Source organism: Frateuria edaphi (genome assembly GCF_021117405.1).
GTDB classification, from domain to species: Bacteria; Pseudomonadota; Gammaproteobacteria; order Xanthomonadales; family Rhodanobacteraceae; genus Frateuria_A; species Frateuria_A edaphi.
On sequence record NZ_CP088251.1, the window covers coordinates 3,243,521 to 3,260,663 of the forward strand.

At 69.4% G+C, this 17,143-nt stretch carries 17 protein-coding genes; 8 read left to right on the top strand and 9 right to left on the bottom strand.

Going from position 1 to position 17,143, the window contains the following annotated elements:
* Positions 1–38: 38 nt before the first annotated feature.
* From LQ772_RS15135 to LQ772_RS15145, 3 genes are all read right to left on the bottom strand, one after another.
* On the bottom strand, positions 39–470 hold the full coding sequence (locus tag LQ772_RS15135; RefSeq protein WP_231321939.1) for a VanZ family protein: 432 nt from the start codon (positions 468–470) through the stop codon (positions 39–41).
* Positions 467–1,660, bottom strand: coding sequence for a class I SAM-dependent methyltransferase (locus LQ772_RS15140; protein ID WP_231321941.1), 1,194 nt, complete (start codon positions 1,658–1,660; stop codon positions 467–469). Before LQ772_RS15140 ends, LQ772_RS15135 begins: the two co-directional genes overlap by 4 nt.
* Positions 1,661–1,738: 78 nt before the next feature.
* Positions 1,739–3,877 (bottom strand): TonB-dependent receptor, encoded by a 2,139-nt coding sequence (locus LQ772_RS15145; RefSeq protein WP_231321944.1) that lies wholly within the window; start codon positions 3,875–3,877, stop codon positions 1,739–1,741.
* Positions 3,878–4,028: 151 nt separating this feature from the next.
* Between LQ772_RS15145 and LQ772_RS15150 the strand changes: the two genes are divergently transcribed.
* The gene (locus LQ772_RS15150) at positions 4,029–4,709 is read left to right on the top strand and encodes a hypothetical protein (protein WP_231321946.1); all 681 of its coding nucleotides are present in this window, start codon (positions 4,029–4,031) and stop codon (positions 4,707–4,709) included.
* A gap of 31 nt (positions 4,710–4,740) precedes the next feature.
* Complete coding sequence (locus LQ772_RS15155; RefSeq protein WP_231321948.1) at positions 4,741–5,487, top strand: pteridine reductase; 747 nt, start codon at positions 4,741–4,743, stop codon at positions 5,485–5,487.
* 45 nt (positions 5,488–5,532) lie between these two features.
* On the opposite strand, the gene LQ772_RS15160 is transcribed toward LQ772_RS15155, so the two are convergent.
* From LQ772_RS15160 to tsaD, 5 genes are all read right to left on the bottom strand, one after another.
* The gene (locus LQ772_RS15160; protein WP_231321950.1) at positions 5,533–6,387 is read right to left on the bottom strand and encodes a DUF6159 family protein; all 855 of its coding nucleotides are present in this window, start codon (positions 6,385–6,387) and stop codon (positions 5,533–5,535) included.
* A 133-nt stretch (positions 6,388–6,520) separates the two neighbouring features.
* The gene (folK, locus tag LQ772_RS15165) at positions 6,521–7,003 is read right to left on the bottom strand and encodes a 2-amino-4-hydroxy-6-hydroxymethyldihydropteridine diphosphokinase (RefSeq protein WP_231321953.1); all 483 of its coding nucleotides are present in this window, start codon (positions 7,001–7,003) and stop codon (positions 6,521–6,523) included.
* A 4-nt stretch (positions 7,004–7,007) separates the two neighbouring features.
* Positions 7,008–8,258: a mechanosensitive ion channel family protein gene (locus LQ772_RS15170; protein ID WP_231321954.1), complete on the bottom strand. Its 1,251-nt coding sequence runs from the start codon at positions 8,256–8,258 to the stop codon at positions 7,008–7,010.
* A gap of 77 nt (positions 8,259–8,335) precedes the next feature.
* Complete coding sequence (folB, locus tag LQ772_RS15175; RefSeq protein WP_231321955.1) at positions 8,336–8,695, bottom strand: dihydroneopterin aldolase; 360 nt, start codon at positions 8,693–8,695, stop codon at positions 8,336–8,338.
* 99 nt (positions 8,696–8,794) lie between these two features.
* Positions 8,795–9,856 carry a tRNA (adenosine(37)-N6)-threonylcarbamoyltransferase complex transferase subunit TsaD gene (gene tsaD / locus LQ772_RS15180; RefSeq protein ID WP_231321956.1) on the bottom strand — a complete coding sequence of 354 codons (1,062 nt, stop codon included), beginning with the start codon at positions 9,854–9,856 and terminating at the stop codon, positions 8,795–8,797.
* A 72-nt stretch (positions 9,857–9,928) separates the two neighbouring features.
* On the opposite strand from tsaD, the gene rpsU reads away from it, so the two are divergent.
* The 6 genes from rpsU (at position 9,929) to LQ772_RS15210 (ending at position 14,640) form a co-directional block, all read left to right on the top strand.
* The gene (gene rpsU, locus LQ772_RS15185; RefSeq protein WP_055999514.1) at positions 9,929–10,144 is read left to right on the top strand and encodes a 30S ribosomal protein S21; all 216 of its coding nucleotides are present in this window, start codon (positions 9,929–9,931) and stop codon (positions 10,142–10,144) included.
* 104 nt (positions 10,145–10,248) lie between these two features.
* The gene (locus LQ772_RS15190) at positions 10,249–10,695 is read left to right on the top strand and encodes a GatB/YqeY domain-containing protein (RefSeq protein ID WP_231321957.1); all 447 of its coding nucleotides are present in this window, start codon (positions 10,249–10,251) and stop codon (positions 10,693–10,695) included.
* Positions 10,696–10,896: 201 nt separating this feature from the next.
* Positions 10,897–11,067 carry a DUF1328 domain-containing protein gene (locus tag LQ772_RS15195; protein ID WP_231321958.1) on the top strand — a complete coding sequence of 57 codons (171 nt, stop codon included), beginning with the start codon at positions 10,897–10,899 and terminating at the stop codon, positions 11,065–11,067.
* 112 nt (positions 11,068–11,179) lie between these two features.
* On the top strand, positions 11,180–12,913 hold the full coding sequence (gene dnaG, locus LQ772_RS15200; protein WP_231321959.1) for a DNA primase: 1,734 nt from the start codon (positions 11,180–11,182) through the stop codon (positions 12,911–12,913).
* A 67-nt stretch (positions 12,914–12,980) separates the two neighbouring features.
* Positions 12,981–13,604, top strand: a complete 624-nt coding sequence (locus tag LQ772_RS15205) for a DedA family protein (RefSeq protein WP_231321960.1) — start codon at positions 12,981–12,983, stop codon at positions 13,602–13,604.
* A 49-nt stretch (positions 13,605–13,653) separates the two neighbouring features.
* The gene (locus tag LQ772_RS15210; protein WP_231321962.1) at positions 13,654–14,640 is read left to right on the top strand and encodes a bile acid:sodium symporter family protein; all 987 of its coding nucleotides are present in this window, start codon (positions 13,654–13,656) and stop codon (positions 14,638–14,640) included.
* A 30-nt stretch (positions 14,641–14,670) separates the two neighbouring features.
* On the opposite strand, the gene LQ772_RS15215 is transcribed toward LQ772_RS15210, so the two are convergent.
* On the bottom strand, positions 14,671–17,109 hold the full coding sequence (locus LQ772_RS15215) for a CehA/McbA family metallohydrolase (RefSeq protein ID WP_231321964.1): 2,439 nt from the start codon (positions 17,107–17,109) through the stop codon (positions 14,671–14,673).
* Positions 17,110–17,143 lie beyond the last annotated feature (34 nt).

Consider the following 17,143-nt stretch of genomic DNA (forward strand, 5'->3'; position numbering starts at 1 on the left):
GTCCATGCTTTCCCGGCGAACGGGGGAGGTTCGACGCATCACCGTTGCGCCTGCTGCATGCCAAGCCCGCGCTCGACGCGCGCGAGCACGCCGGCCAGCGGCGTGCGCAGCAGCAGCGCGCCCAGGGCCAGCCCCAGCGCATCGGCCGCCAGGTCCCACACGCTCGCGTCCTTGGGGTTGTGGGGCCACTGCGCCAGCTCGATCAGCAAGCCGAACAGCAGGCAGGCGGCCGCCACGCCCAGGCGAGGGCGCGGCCGGTGATAGAGGTTGCCCCACCAGCCCATCAACGCCGCGAAGGCGACCATGTGCAGCAGCTTGTCGCCTTCGGGCAGGGCCAGCGCCATGGCGGTGAGATGGCGCGTCGCCGGCAGCAGCGCGATGGCCGCCACGGCAACCATCAGCAGAACGCCGAGCACGGCCCAGCCGCGATGCCAGCGCAGGGGCGCCGCCTCCCTCACCAGTGCGTTCACAGCCGTCCGCCCTGGTCCGCGGCGAGCAGTTCGGCGGCCAACGGCAGGGCGGGCAATCCGCGTGCGAACAGCATGGCCTGGAAGCGCTCGCCCATCTGTTCGGGCATGGTCAGCCGGCGCACTTCCTGCGCCAGGCGGTGGCGGGCGAAGTCGTCGCCGGCCTGCGCGTGTACATGCTCGAAGGCCGACTGCAGGCCACTGGCCAGCAGGAACTGCGCCTGCGGCAGATACGCCGCCACCCCGAAGCCGGCGCTGTTGCCGGCCTCGGCCAGCGCAGTGAAATCGACCGACGCGGTCAGGTCGTTCAGGCCCGGGAAATGGAACGGATCGCCGTGCGCGTGGTGGCGGTAGTGCGCCATCAGCGTGCCGTCGCTGCGTTCGGGCAGGTAGTACTCGCGGCGCACGTAACCGTAGTCGATGAACAGCATCAGCCCCATCTCCAGCGTGCCGGCGACCGCCTGCACCCAGTACGGAAGCTGCGGCAGCACTTCGGAGCGGTAGCCGTCCTCGAAAGGCTGCCCCAGGTCGCGTTCCAGGTGGCGCACGGCGCCGGCGACCAGGGCATCGGCCGGACGGTCGGTGCGCATCAGGCGACCCTCGCCATCCAGCGCGACGTGTTCCTCGTAGACCTCGCCGGCGCGCAGGGTGAAGCGTGTGGTCGGCAGCGCGTCGACCACCTCGTTGGCGAACAGCACGCCGCGCCAAGCTTCCTCGGGCGGGCGGTCGAGCCACGCCACGCGCGCGTTGATTTCCGCCGGCAGCTCGGCGGCGAGGCGTTCGCGCTGGCGCTCGCGCAGGTCGGCGCTGGGCTCCAGGATCAGGTAGCGGCGCGGCAGGGTGCCGGCCTCGGCGAAGGCGGGCAGCACGGCTTCGGCAAAGGCGCCGCTGCCGCCACCGAGCTCCAGGAAGTCAGCCTGCTCGCCCAGCATCGCCAGCACCGGCTGCACCGCGTTGGCGACGCAGCGCGCGAACAGGTTGCCCAGTTCCGGCGCAGTGACGAAATCGCCTGCCTCGCCGAACTTGGTTTTGCCGGCGCTGTAGTAACCCAGGCCCGGCGCGTACAGGCAGCGCTCCATGTACTGGGCGAACGGCATCGGCCCGTGCGAGGCGATCTGCTCGCGCAGGAGTTGCAGCAGGCGGTCGGAGTGCGCGCGCTCGTCGGCGCCGGGATCGGGAAGTCGTGAGGCCATGCGGTCAGGTGCTTGGGTGAAACCGGGAGGGTAGCCGATGCCATGTCAGTCCAGCGGCAACGCGCGCCGTAGGGGCGGTCAGAAATCCTTCTGCAGGCTCAGATACACCGCGCGCCGCGGAGCGAACTGCGGCGCGCCCACGCCGATGCCGCTGCCATCGCGCAGCTCGTAGCCGCGATCCAGCGCGTTGATCAGCGCCAGCCGGGTTTGGAGGTCGCCCAAACGCCCCACCGTGAAGTCGTGCGCCACGCTCAGGTTGAGCTGGAAATACGCCGGCAGGTGATCGCCGTTGGGTACCGCGCCGTCACGTCGCAGGCCGCTGCCGAACAGGTATTCCGCGCCGACCTGCGTGCGCTCGCCGAGCGCGTAGCTGATGCCGCCGGAGGAGGCCAGCGTCTGGTCATGGTCGAGGTGAATGTAATGCTGGGCGATGTAGGCCAGGTCGTCCGGATCGAAGTTGTACTGGCTGGTGATGATGCCCTTGCCGACCGCCTTGCTGGCCGCGAAATTGAAGTAGGCCGAGATCGGACCTGCGCTGTAGTCGGCGGTGAATTCGACGCCCTTGACCCGGCCCTTGGCGAGGTTGAACGTCGAGTAGACCAGCGCCGAGCCGAACTGGCCCTCGTCCTGCAGGCGGTCGACCTTGCGGTAATAGGCGTCCACGCCGAGCGTCCACGGCCCCAGCACCTGCTGCACGCCGGTGTCGAAATAGTCCGAGCGCTCGGCCAGCGGCGTGTTGTTGCCCAGGTCCGGCACCGCGTTGGTGGTGCCGTCAAAGCGGGCGATGTTCTCGCTGGTGATCATTTCGGTGGCTGGTGGCGTGAAGTAGCGCGCATAGCCGGCGTGCACCGCCGTGTTGCCGGTGGCCTGCCAGACCAGTCCGACGCGCGGGCTGAGCTGGCTCTCGGTGCGCTCCAACCGGTAGCGGTCGCCGCGCAGGCCCAGGTTGAGGGTCCAGGTCTCGCCAAGGCTCCATTCGTCCTGCACGTATGCCGACCAGGTCTTCGCCGTGAGGCGGTTCGCGTCGAGGATTTCCTGCGGCGTGGTGCTGGCCTGGCCGCCCCGGGCGTCGGCGGGGAACACCCAGGCGTCGTTGCCGCTGCCGGCACGCTCGAAGCTGCCGTAAAGGCCGTAGCGCAGCGTGTGGGCGCCACCCAGCGGCGTGGCGAAATCCGCCTGCAGCGTGCTTGCGCGGTTGCTGCGGGTGACGGCGGAGGCGACGCCGTTGAACATCAGCTCGCCGGCCCGGTCGGGGGTGTAGTCGACGTCGGTGTAGCGCTGGCCGAGCGACACCTGGTAACCCGTATGGCCGAGCTTGCCCTGCAGCGCGAGCACGCCGAAGCGTGTGTTTTCCCGCTGGCGGGCGTCGAGCAGGGACGAATCGAAAGTCGTGCGGTCGAGATAGCCGAACTGCGGCTGCTGGCCGGGCACATTGGGGATCTCGAAGCGGTTGTTGGCGGTGCCGAACAGGAAGTTCAGCCGCGTGTCGGCGTCGATCAGATAGCTGACGTCGCCGAAGCTCTTGAGCTGGTCGGTGTGGTCGTGGATAGGCTTGCGGCTGGCAGTCGGGTTCTCGATGCCCGCATCGCTTTCCAGATGGTTGGCCGTGAAGAAACCGCTCCAGCGGTCGCTGCTGCCCCACAGCGCGACGTTCGGGTTGAGCGTGCCGAACGAGCCTCCCGTGACGCCCACGCTGCCGCCATTGCCGAGCTGGTGGCCGCTCCTGGTGGTGATGTCGACCACCGCCGCGGTGCGTAGCCCGTACTGCGCCGGCAGCGCGCCGTCGAGCAGCTTCATGCTTTGGATCGTCCGCGCATCCAGCGTCTGGCCGAAGCCGGAGATCGACTCGGGAATGATGACCCCGTTGATGCGGTACTGCAGGTTGCCGTGATCGCCGCGCACGTGCAGGCCGCCGTAGGAATCCTGCACCACGCCCGGCGCCTGCAGCAGCACCTGATTGACCGGCGTGGCCGCGCCGAGCGGCAATTGCGCGATGGCTTGCCGGTCGATCACGTACTGGCTCGAGCCGGTATCGGGCGAGAGCGTATTGCGCGCCAGGTCCAGCGCTGCGCTGACGTCGATCGTGCCCAGCTCGTGCACCTGCTGCGGGGCCGGCGGCGCCTCGGCGTCGCCGGTCGTGGCATCGCGCGGCGTGGTGGCGGCGAAGACGGGACTCAGGGCGCAGGCAAGGCTTAGGGCGAGCAGCGTACGGGGCATCGGCAGTATTCCAAGGGAGGTTGGCAGGTGATGTTATAACGTAACAATTCAGCTCGCCATCTGCCCCGGGCCAGAGGTCATGCCTCATCGCGCCGCATGCCCCATTCACGGCCAGTCACCCACACTGGGCTTCCCGCCTGCAGGAGTACCCATGGCCGATTCGCCGACCCAGGTTCCCGCCGTGCCCGCGCCGATCGAGCACAGCCGCATTACCGCGGCGATCCTCGATTTCGCCAGCCAGATCCCCGGTAGCCACGTCCACCGGGGCCTGCACCCGGAGGCGAAGGCGCGCGAACTGGCCGCCCAGGCCTCGCGCAAGGCGGCGCTCACGGCCGGTTCGCTGGCGCTGCCGCCGGGCCCGCTCGGCTGGCTGACGGTGTTGCCCGAACTGGTGGCGATCTGGCGCATCCAGGCCCAGATGGTCAGCGACATCGCGGCGGCCTACGGCCAGCACGCCAGCCTGGGCCGCGAGCAGATGCTGTGGTGCCTGTTCCGCCACACCGCGGCGCAGGCGTTCCGCGATCTGGTGGTGCGCATGGGCGACCGGCTGCTGTTCCGCCAGCTTTCGGCCACGTTGGCCGAGCGCGTGGCCAAGCGGATCGGCGTGAGCCTGTCGCAACGCGCGGTCGGCGCCGGCATCTCGCGCTGGCTGCCGGTGATAGGCGCCGCGGGCGTGGGCGCCTACGCCTGGTACGACACCCGCAGCGTGGCGCGCACGGCGATCGACCTGTTCGGCAGCGGCACCCTGGTGCGCACCGAACCGATGGCGATCCCGGATGACGGGACCGAGCCGGACGATGTCATCGAACCGGACGCCCCACCGCCGCCGTGACGCCCGGCTCCCTTTGCGGCAAGCTCGCCGCATGAGCATCCAGCATCCCCGCCCCGTCGCCCTGGTCACCGGTGGCGCCCGCCGCGTCGGCGCCACCATCGCCCGCACGCTGCACGCGGCCGGTTACGACCTCGCCCTGCACTACCGCCACTCCGCCGACGAGGCTGCCGGGCTGCTGCAGGAACTGGAGCGCGCGCGCGCCGGCAGCACGCTGGCGGTACAGGCCGACCTTGCCGCGGTCGAGCGCCTGCCCGCGCTGGTGGAACAGGTGACGTCGCGCTTCGGGCAGCTCGATGCGCTGGTCAACAACGCGTCGGCGTTCTTTCCCACGCCCGTGGGCAGCGCCACGGCAGCGCAGTGGGACGAGCTGTTCGCGTCCAACGCGCGGGCGCCGTTTTTCCTTGCCCAGGCCGCGTGGCCGGCGCTGCGCGAGTCGCGCGGGGCCATCGTCAACCTGGTGGACATCTACGCCGAGCGCGCGCTGGCCGGCCACCCGATCTACGTCATGGCCAAGGCCGCGCTGGCCGCCATGACGCGCACGCTGGCGCAGGACATGGCGCCGGAGGTGCGCGTCAACGGCGTGGCCCCTGGCGCGGTGCTGTGGCCGTCCGAAGGCAAGGACTACGACGACCGCGCCGCGATGCTCTCGCGCACGCCGCTGCAGCGCGCCGGCGCGCCGGAGGACGTCGCCTCCGCCGTGCTCTGGCTGCTGCGCGACGCACCGTTCGTCACCGGACAGATCATCCGCGTCGATGGCGGCCGCACGCTGGCGGTGTAGGCACCGTTTGTCGCAGGAGCCCCACCCGTGGCTCCTGCGATCGCCTTACTTCTTCGGACGGAAGGCGCCCTGCAGCAGCGCCGGCTCGAAACCGGTACCGCTCTCGCCGACCTCGGCGTAGCGGTACAGCGCCGCCGCGTAGATGCCCTGCAGCGAGGCCTGTACCAGGCTCAACAGCACCAGCGCGACCACCACCACGACCACCGCCGCCACCACCACCGGCATCGAATGCAGCGCGAAGGCGCCGCCGACCAGCAACGCGCCGAGCAGCACGGCCATGAAGGTCATCAGCCCGAACGCAGCGCCCAGGCCCACGGTGCCGATCAGGTTCTCGCCCCACGTGCGCTTGAGCAGTTCCACGCTGCGCTTGACCGCATCGACCGGCCCCACCGCCTGGCTCGCCAGCACCGGCACCACCAGGAAGGTCGCCACCGTCCAGGCCAGGCCGAGCAGGCCGGCGACCAGACGGCCGACCAGGCCCAGCCGCTCCTGCAGCGCCCGCAGGAACAGGCCCACGGTGGCGGCGATCAGCGCGTAGCCCAGGATGCTGGCCCAGCGCGAGCGGGCCAGGGCCAGGCCATCGGACAGGCTGGTCGGCTCGCCGCGCAGGTGGCGCAGCGCGCAGCCGGCCAGCGCGGTGTTGAAGAACACGATCACGAAGTACTGCACCAGGTAGAAGGCGAACATCAGTAGCCAGGTCGCCGCCGACCAGTGCTCGCGGTCGAGCGTGCGGCCGTCGCTGGCGATCACCGCCAGCGCGACCGGCACCAGGAAACTCGCCGCCACCACCAGCGAACACAGCCCGGAAAGCAGCGGAAAGGCCAGCAGGGCCTTGTCCGACCGCAATACCGCGGCGCTCGCCTTCATCAATGCCCAACTGCGCGCAAACTTGCCGGCCATGCGTTTCCCCCTTCGATCCGTGAATACCGGACGCCTTTCTAGCATCGGCTCCGCGCGCGCGACAGTGGCTGCGAGCCTGCGGCAGCAACCTTAGGAGACGACCGCGTGCGCCCGCTCGCGCCCAACGGCGCTCCTACAGGGGAGTCGGCGCGAGCGGTTCGCTTTGCTGCGGGAACGCCGCCCACAGTTCGGCCATGCTGCGTCCGTCCAGTGGATGACGCAGGTCGGGCGCGATGTCCGCCAGCGGCTTGAGCACGAAGGCGTGGCGCAGTTCCTTGCGCGGGATCTGCAGGTGACCGGAACCTTCGAGCACGCGCTGGTCGTAGAGCACGATGTCCACGTCCAGCGTGCGGTCGGAATAGCGCGGCACGTCGCGGCGCCGGCCGTGGCGATCTTCCAGCGCATGCAGCCAGTCGTTCAGCGCTTCCGGTTCAAGCTCGGTGTCCAGCGCCACCGCGAGGTTGATGAAATCGCTGCCCTCGAAGCCCACCGCACGGCTGCGGTAGGCCGGCGACACGTCGATCGCGCCGAAACGCGCGCGCAGTTCGTCCAGCGCCGCACGCAGGTGACGCTCGGGTTCGAGGTTGGAACCCAGGCTCAGGTAGGCGCGTCCCATTGCCTCAGGCCCCGGCCAGCGCGCGGGCACGCGCGGGTGACGCCAGCGCCGCGCGCACGTCCTGGCCCGAGGGCTGCTGGTACAGCGCCAGGCCGAACTCGGGCAGCAGCGCGAACAGGTGCTCGAAGATATCCGCCTGGATGCCTTCGTACTCGGCCCACGCCGTCGTGGCGGTGAAGCAGTACAGCTCCAGCGGTACGCCTTGGGCGCCGCCGTCGAGCTGGCGGACGATGCAGCTCAGGCCGCGGTGGATGCGCGGATGGCCGTCCAGGTAGGCCTGCACGTAGGCACGGAAGGTGCCCAGGTTGGTCAGCCGGCGTCGATTGGCCGGCAGCGTGGCGGCCTCGCCCAACGTCTGGTTCCACTGCGCGAGGTCGCGCGTCTTCGTCGGCAGATAGTCGGCCAGCAGGCGCAACCGGGCCAGGCGCGCGATCTGCGCCTCGTCCAGGAAGTGCACGCTCGCGGCGTCGATGTGCAGCGCACGCTTGATCCGCCGCCCGCCGCTCTCCTGCATCCCGCGCCAGTTCTTGTACGGCTCGGACATCAGCCGCCAGCTCGGGATGCTGGTGACGGTCTTGTCCCAGTTGCGCACCTTGATCGTGTGCAGGGCGATGTCGATCACGTCGCCGTCCGCGTTGAGCTGCGGCATCTCGATCCAGTCGCCGACCCGCAACAGGTCGTTGGAAGACAGCTGCACCCCGGCGACGAAGCCCAGGATGGTGTCCTTGAAGATCAGCATCAGCACGGCGGACATCGCGCCCAGGCCCGACAGCAGCAGGCCCACCTGCTTGCCGGTCACCGCCGCGATCACCACCAGCGCACCGACCAGGTACAGGCCGAGCTTGGTCAGCTGCACCGCGCCCTTGATCGGGCGCTGTTGGCCCACCGTCGTCTGCCGGAACACGTCCTCGGCCGCCGACAGCGCGGCGTTCAGCGCCATCACCACGCACAGCACCACCAGCGCCAGCATGGCTTTGGCCACTGCCGCTTCGACCGCAGCGGGCACGCCGGGGACCAGCGCGATGCCGTAGGAAAGCGCGAGCGGCGACGCCAGTCGCGCCAGCCATCCGAAGGCCCCGTGCTGCAGCAATGCATCGTCCCAGTGCCAGGCGGTGCGCCGCGCGACACCGCACACCAGCCGCAGCAGCAGGCGCCGGCACAGCTCGCCGGCCAACCACGCCAGCGCCAGCACAGCCAGCACACCCAGCAGGGTGCGCATCCAGGGAAGATCGATCAGTTGGGACAGGGAAGGCATGCGGTCTCCTTTCGGCCGGTCGCACGCGGCACGCCACGGCCGCGGCGGACGACGCCGCGCAGGCGCCGCCGATGGGATTACTGCGGGCGCGTGCCGCGTTCGATGCGCACGCCGACCGAGTGCGCGCCGCGCACGGCGCCGGGCTTGGACAGCTTCAGGCGCACCCACGCCACGCCGAACTCCTCCCGAATGATCGCCGCGCAACGCTCGGCGAGCGTCTCGACCAGGCCGAAGCTGGAGCTGCCGACGTAGTCGATCAGGCGCTTGGAGACGTCCTTGTAGTTGAGCGTGTGCGCGATGTCGTCGCTGGCGGCCGGGACGGTGTTGTCGAACGCCATCTCGATGTCGAACGCGAGGGTCTGGCGCACGCGCCGCTCCCAGTCGTAGATGCCGATCACGGCGTCGATGCGCAGGTCTTCGATGAAAACGATGTCCATCGCGCCAGTTTAGGGCATGCAGGAGCACGCCGAAGTGCGTGAGCGCGGGAACGACCGTGCGGGCCGGCCCGCATGGCGTCGTGCACTTTCGGTGCACGCCTACACCGGCTGCAGGCTTTCCAGGTCCCAGCGCGGCGACACGCGCACCGCTTCGTCCTGCCCTTGGCCCGCCGCCAGCCGGATCGCGCCGGCCAGCGCGATCATGGCGCCGTTGTCGGTGCAGAACTGCAGTCGCGGGAAGTAGGTGCGGAAGCCATCCTTCTCGCCGGCGGCCGCCAGCGTTTCACGCAGGCGCCTGTTGGCACCGACGCCGCCGGCGATCACCAGCCGGTGCGTGCCGGTCGCTTCCAGCGCGCGGCGGCACTTGATCACCAACGTGTCGACGATGGCTTCCTCGAAACCGCGCGCGACGTCGGCGCGGGTCTGGTCGGACTGATCGGACTGCTTCCACGCCAGCAGCACCTGGGTCTTGAGGCCCGAGAAGCTGAAATCCAGCCCGGGCCGGTCGGTCATCGGCCGGGAGAAGCGGAACGCGCCGGGCCGGCCCTGTTCGGCCAGCTTCGCCAGCGCCGGGCCGCCCGGGTACGGCAGGCCCATCAGCTTGGCGGTCTTGTCGAACGCTTCGCCGGCGGCATCGTCCAGGGTGTCGCCAAGCAGGCGGTACTGTCCGATCGCGCGCACCTCGACCAGCATGGAATGGCCGCCGGAAACCAGCAGCGCCACGAACGGCGGTTCGGGCGGATCGGGCTCCAGCAGCGGCGCCAGCAGGTGGCCTTCCATGTGGTGCACGCCGATCGCCGGCACGTCCAGTGCCCAGGCCATCGCGCGGGCCGCCGCCGCACCGACCAGCAGCGCGCCGACCAGGCCGGGACCGGCGGTGTAGGCCACGCCGCCGAGGTCGGCGGGGGTCATGCCTGCCTGCGCCAGCGCCTCGCGCACCAGGGGCAGCAGCTTGCGCACGTGGTCGCGGCTGGCCAGTTCGGGCACCACGCCGCCGTAGTCGGCGTGCAGCTTGATCTGGCTGTAGAGCGTGTGCGCCAGCAGGCCGCGGCCGGGGGCCTCGGGCTCCCAGCGCAGCAACGCCACGCCGGTCTCGTCGCAGGAGGTTTCCACGCCGAGAACGGGTTTGTTGGACGGGTTTGAAAGTTGGTTGGTGTGCACGCTATACTTCGCGGCTCGCCCTATTCCACAGGCGCGCCAGGTTGGCGGGCCAGTTTACCACCCGGAGTTTTCATGCCCAGCGTAAAAGTTCGCGAGAACGAGCCGTTCGAGCTTGCCCTGCGCCGTTTCAAGCGTACCTGCGAAAAGGCCGGCGTCCTCGCCGAAACCCGCAAGCGCGAGTTCTACGAGAAGCCGACCCAGGAGCGCAAGCGCAAGCGTGCCGCCGCGGTGAAGCGCCACCTGCGCCGCCTCTCGCGCGACGTTTCGCGCAAGACCCGGATGTACTGATCCGTCTGCCGCTGCGTAGCGCGCGGCACGGCGGTTCTTTCATCCCCAAGGCCGGTGTTGCCCTCCACGGCGACACCGGCCTTTCGCGTTTCCGGAGATAGCCCATGAGCCTCAAGCAGCGCATCACCGACGACATGAAGGCCGCCATGCGCGGCGGCGAGAAGGATCGCCTGGCGGTGATCCGCCTGATCCTGGCCGCGATCAAGCAGCGCGAGGTGGACGAGCGCATCGAGCTGGACGAGGCGCAGACCCTCGCCGTGCTGGAAAAGATGCTCAAGCAGCGGCGTGACTCGATTGTGCAGTACGACGCCGCCGGTCGCGTGGATCTCGCGGACGTCGAGCGCGCCGAGATGGTAGTGATCGAGGCCTATCTGCCGGCCAAGCTGTCCGAGGCCGAGGTCGACGCGCTCATCGACGCCGCCATCACGCAGACGGGCGCGACCTCGCCGCGCGACATGGGCAAGGTGGTGGCTTCGGTCAAGCAGCAGGCTGCCGGCCGCGCCGACATGGCGCAGGTGTCCTCGCGCATCAAGGCGCGACTGGGCGGCTGAGGCCAACCACAATCCATCCCGCCCTCCCCTTCAAAGGGCGGGATGTGGAAGCTCGTGCCCGCGTCCTCGCACTCGAGGCCTTGCCCCTCACACCGCGCACAGCGAGCTGATGCGCACCCTTCACGCCGCTTCCCCTACAACGTTGCGGCGTCGCCGGATCGGAGGCTCCCGCCCCCGGCCGCGCGGCGAGGGAGAAGCCGCATGCTGAAGTGGGCCATCATTTTCGCCATCATCTCGCTGATCGCCGGCTGGCTCGGTTTCGGCGGGATTTCCGGCATCGCCGCGACGATCGCCAAGGTCCTGTTCGTGATCTTCGTGATCCTGTTCATCATCGCCCTGCTGGCGGTGATCGGGGTGTTCCACATCCTGTAGCGAGGCGAAAGCCACCGCGCATGGCGTACACGAGGGCGGGCCCGGCGGCCCGCCTTCGCGCAATGCCGCAGGCGTCCCCGGAACACGGGCACAAGCCCTAGACTAGCCGCCTATGCGCGGCCGTATCCCCGACAGCTTCATCGACGAACTGCTCGCCCGCGTCGACATCGTCGACGTGATCGAGCGGCGCGTGCCCTTGAAGAAGGCCGGGCGCGAATGGACCGCCTGCTGCCCGTTCCACAACGAGCGCACGCCCTCGTTCTACGTCAGTCCCGCCAAGCAGTTCTTCCACTGCTTCGGCTGCGGCGCGCACGGCAGCGCGGTCAAGTTCCTGATGGACTACGAGCGGTTGGAGTTCCCCGACGCGGTGGAGGAACTGGCGCAGGCGGTCGGCCTGACCGTGCCACGCGAAGGTGGTCGCGAGGCGGCGCCGCGCGAGGACAAGACCGACCTCTACGCGCTGCTCGACAATGCGGCGCGCTGGTATGAAACCGAGCTGCCCAGGAACGCCGAGGCGCAGGCCTATTGCCGCAAGCGCGGTCTGGACGCCGACACCATCGCGCGCTTCCGGCTGGGCTGGGCGCCGGCTGGCTACGACGGACTGATCAAGGCGCTGGGCGGCAGCGACCGTCGCATGCAGTTGCTCACCGAAGCGGGCATGGTCGCCACCGGCGAGCGGGGCCATCGCTACGACCGTTTCCGCGAGCGGCTGATGTTCCCCATCCTCGACCGCCGCGGCCGCGTGATCGCCTTCGGTGGCCGGGTGCTGAGCGCGGAGCAATCGCCGAAATACCTCAACTCGCCCGAGACGCCGCTATTCCACAAGGGCCGCGAGCTGTTCGCGCTGTGGCAGGTCAAGCAGGCCAACAGCCAGCTCGCGCGCATCGTGGTGGTCGAGGGCTACATGGACGTGATCGCGCTGCATCAGGCGGGCCTGCCGATTGCGGTGGCCACGCTGGGCACCGCGACCACGCCCGAGCACACCGAAGTGCTGTTTCGCGCCGCGCCCGACGTGGTGTTCTGCTTCGATGGCGACCGCGCCGGCCGCGCCGCGGCGTGGAAGGCGCTGGACGCGGCGCTGCCGCGACTGCGTGACGGCCGCCAGGCGTATTTCCTGTTCCTCCCCGACGGCGAAGACCCGGACTCGCTGGTGCGGAAGGAAGGCAAGGAAGGCTTCGAGAAGCGCCTGAAGGATGCCACGCCCCTGTCGGATTATTTCTTCGGCGAACTGGCGCACGACGTGGACACGGCCAGCCTCGACGGCCGCGCGCGACTGGCCGAACGCGCGCGCCCGCTGATCGCCAGGCTTCCCGACGGCGCCTTCCGCGACCTGATGGCGCAGGAACTGGAAAGGCGCACCGGCGCGCGCGCCAACGTGCCGGCCGAGCCGGCTGCGCGCCGCGCGGTACAGCGTCCCGTGGCCGTGCAGCGTTCGCTGGTGCGCAGCGCCATCGCGCTGCTGCTGGCGCAACCGGGACTGGCCGACCTGGTCGAACCGCCCTACCGTTTCCTGCGGCTGGACAAGCCGGGCGTCGGACTGCTGGCCGAACTGGTCGATCTGTGCCGCGCGCGCCCGGGCATCAATCCGGCGATGCTGGTCGAACACTTTGCCGAGCGCCCGGAGTATCCGGCACTGCAGAAGCTGATGGCGGCGATGGTGGTCGGCGAGCCGGACGTCCAGCGCGAGGAATTCCTCGATGCACTGAGGCGAATGGAGGAGCAGGCCACCGCGCTGCGCCGCGAAGCACTCACCGCGAGGCACCGCGACGGCACCCTGACCAGCGCCGAGAAAGCCGAGCTGCGCGAACTGCTGGCGGCACGCCGTCCGTCCCCGACGCAGGGCTGATCGATGCGGCATGTTTCCTGGCGCGTGCGCCATTCCCGATCGACGCGCGCGCCCGCCAGGAGCAACGATGGCGTTGCTTGAACGGCTGATCGTGCTGTTTGCCGAAAGCGGCTACCTGGCGGTGTTCGCCGCGCTGCTGCTGTGCGGCGCCGGCGCGCCGTTGCCCGAGGACATCACGCTGGTCGCCGGCGGCGTGATCGCCGGCCTGGGTTTCGCCAACGTGCACGTGATGGCGCTGGTTTCGCTGGTCGGCGTGCTGGTCGGCGATGCGGCGATGTTCCTGCTCGGCCATCGGCATGGCGCGCGCATCATGCAGTGGCCACTGGTGGCCCGACTGCTCACGCCCCAGCGCTACGCGCGCGTGCAGGAAAAGTTCGCCCGCTACGGCAATCGCCTGTTGTTCCTGGCGCGCTTCCTGCCCGGCATGCGCACGGCGGTCTACGTGACCGCGGGCGCCACGCACCGCGTGTCGTTCCTGCGATTCTTCCTGCTCGACGGGCTGGCCGCGCTGATCAGCGTGCCGGTGTGGGTGTACCTGGGCTACTTCGGCGCCAACAACCGCGAGTGGCTGGCGATGTGGATCGGACGCGGGCAGCACGGGATCTGGATCCTCGCCGCGCTGCTGGTGATCGCCGGCATCGTGTTGTGGTGGCGCCATCGTTGGCGTGCGCGTCGCGGCATGGACGACTGAGCCGGCCCGCTACAATCGTCCGTTGCACTCGCTTTGGCTCCCGAGTCACATGTCCCTTGCCCCGCTGCGTCGCCTGCTTCCGGACGGCTTCACCCTCGCCCTGCTCGCCGCCGTCGGCCTGGCCACGGTGTTGCCGTGCCGCGGCGATGCCGCGTTGTGGCTGGACCGGATCACCGACGCGGCGATCATGCTGCTGTTCTTCCTGCACGGCGCGAAGCTCTCGCGCGCGGCGATCCTTCGCGGCGTGACGCACTGGCGGCTGCATCTGGCGGTATTCGCCAGCACCTTCGTGCTGTTTCCGCTACTGGGCTTACTGCTGGCGCCGCTGGCGCGCGCCCTGTTGACGCCCTCGCTGGCGCTTGGCGTGCTGTTCGTCTGCACGCTGCCGTCGACGGTGCAGTCGTCGATCGCGTTCACCTCGATCGCCGGCGGCAACGTCCCCGCCGCGGTGGTGAGCGCCTCGCTGTCGAGCCTGATCGGGATCGTGCTGACGCCGCTGCTGGTCGAGTTGCTGCTGGCCACGCACGGCGGACACGCGCCCGGCGCCGCGGGCGTGTGGCAGATCGTCAGGCTGTTGCTGCTGCCGTTTGCCGTCGGGCACCTGCTGCGGCCGTGGATCGGGCACTGGGTCGACCGCCATCGCCCAGTGTTGGGGGTCACCGACCGCGGCACGATCCTGCTGGTGGTCTACGCCGCCTTCGGCGAGGCGGTGGTCGACGGCCTGTGGCGCGCCACCGCGCCGCTGGCCCTGCTGGCCACGCTCGGCGTGGGCGCGCTGCTGCTGGCGCTGGCGCTGCTGTGCACCAGCGCGGCTGGCAGGCTGTTCGGCTTCGCCCGAGCCGACCGCATCACGCTGGTGTTCTGCGGCTCGAAGAAGAGCCTGGCCAGCGGCGTGCCGATGGCCAAGATCCTGTTCGCCTCCCAGGCCGGCGGATTGGGAGCCCTGCTGTTGCCACTGATGATCTTCCACCAGTTGCAGCTGATGGTGTGCGCGGTGCTGGCGCGTCGGTACGCAAAGGCGCAGCCGACCCTGTAGGAGCCCCCATGGACTCCTACAGGGTTTCCGTTACTGGGTTTTGACCGCCACGTCGTCGACCACGAACGAAGTCTGCAGGCTTCCATCCTCGACGCCGTAGAAGTTCACCTGCACCGTTTGTCCCTTGTAGCCGCTCAGGCTCAGGGTGTGGTGCTGGTAGCCGCTGGCGGCGTCCGTGTTGGAGTAGGTGGCCAGCGTGACGTACTTGCCGGTGGAGGTGATCACCTGCACCTGCAGCGTGTCGTAGGCGGTGCCGGTACCTTCGGCGCTGTCGATGTGCAGGTAGAAGTCCAGCGTGGCACTGCTCACGGTCGAAGGGATGCTTACCTGCTGCCGCACGTAGTCGGTGTGGCTGCTGCCGTAGCCGTCCAGCCACGCCTTCCAGCTGCCGGCGTGGGCCGCTTCACTGCTGTCGCTGGTGATGACGCCACTGGTCTGGGTCCAGGCGGTGGCGCCGCTCTCGAAGCCGCCGTTGCTCAGCAATTGGCCGCTGCTGCCGCCGCTGCCGTTGGCGACGCTGAAGCCCACGCCCGAACTGCTGCCGACGTTGCCGGCCGCGTCGTAGGCCTTGGCCACGAGCGTGTGCGAGCCGTCGGTGAGCGTGGTCGAGTCGAGGTTGGCCTGGTAGGGCGAGCTGCTGTCGGTAGCCTTGAGCGCGCCATCGACGTAGAACTCCACGCGGCTGACGCCGACGTTGTCGCTGGCCGTGGCGGCCAGCGTGATCGTACCGGCGCTGCCGCTTTCCGAGGCGCTGACCGTCGGCGGCGTGGTATCGCCGCTACCGCCGCCGCTTCCCTGGCTTACCCAGACCGGCGCGGACCACAATCGGTTGCCGTCGGCCTGCGTGATCTTGGCGTAGTAGAAATGCTCGCCCGCGGTCGGCGTGATCGTGGTGGTCGCGGTTTCGGACAACGACGTCACGGTGCCGTTGCTGCCAGGGACGCCCTGGAACACCTGCACGCGCTGCACGCTGTCGCCGGACGTGCTGGCGTAGTTGACGGTGAGCGTAAGCAGACCAGAGTTGCTGAAGCGCTCGCCCATGACGTGCCCGTTGGCGGTGAGCACGATCTGGTCGGTCTTGTCTTCCGTCGCGAATACGCGGCGTGCGCGCAGCGCGTCGAGGAAGCTGGTCAGACTGAGCGCCGTGCCGCTCGGGATCAGCACGCCGGTGCGGTTGGTGTAGCTCGCGCCCCAGTTGGCGCAGTGGTTGTCCTGGTCGGAACTGGGCGCCACGTGGTAGCCGCGTTCGAGGATGGTGTTGAAGGCGGTCTCGTAGTTCGGCCGCGAGGTTTCGGTCTCGCTGGTATTGGCCGAGAAGGCCGAGCTGTTGAGCACTTCGGCCAGCATCATCACCGTGTCGCCGTCGGCGGTGTAGCCGAAGTTGGTGCCGTTGACGACGAACTGGCCGCTGGAAGCCGGATGGTTGAACTGGCCGATCCAGCCATGCTGGCGCATCAGCGTGTACAGCGAGGCGTAGTCGCCCTTGGCGATGTAATAGTCGCCGATCACCTGCCCGGCGCTGTTCTTCTCCCACTCGATCAGGCCGTCGGCGTTGAGGATGTTCATGTGGCCGCCGTTGCTGATCACACCCCACTCCTGGCCGTACACGGCCAGGAAGTTCGGGTGCGCGGCACGGAAGGAGCTTGCGGCCTGCAGGCCCGAGGCGAACAGGTTCTTGGCCGTGGCCGGATCGGCCGATGTGTTGGTGCCGGTGGAACCATCGAACATGTGGTTGTGCTCGGAGGTCATCAGCATGTCGAGCCCGCGGTTCATCGCGTACTGGTAGGCGTCGGCCGGGCCGTAGGCGCTGCTCTGCGGCGCCTGTTCGCTGTCGCAGGTGGCAAGGTCGCCGCCGCCGTCACTGTGGTTGGTCTGGCTGTGCAGGTTGCCGTAATAGATCGTGTAGGGCAGCGAACCGGCGCTGACGGACTGGACCTGCAACGTACCGCCATGGCGAGGCAGCGCGCGGAAGGCCGGCACGCGCGCGGGCGCCACGGCGCCAACCTGGATGTCGTAGCGCTGCTCCTCGATGCGGTCGGGCGCGCGATCGGCGGCCAAGGCCAGCGCATGGCCAGCCAGGCCGGTACCCAGTTGCCGAACGTTGGCTTCGTCGAGCGCGATCGCGCGCAGGCGCATCGTGTAATAGCCGGCTGGCAAGGCTTCGCCACGGTCGCCCTTGCCATCCCAATGCACGCGGGCCGTGGCCGTGCGCGCGTGCAGCGTGCTGTGGCCGTCCCAGGCGCGCAGCACGCGGCCATCACGATCCAGCAAGGCGACTTGCCAGGCGACCGGTGTGCCGGGCGCGGCGCCCGGATAGGCAAAATGCAGCGTCACCGGCCGTCCGGCGACTGCCTGGAACGGTACCTGCAACGACGCCTCGAATTCCTGGTGGTCGGGCAACGCCGTGCCGGCCCACGCGGCCGGCAGGCCGCAGCATCCCAGGCCCGCCAGCATCAGCGCGCGAGCCATCAAAATTCTTGCTTGCATATGAACCCCTACACGT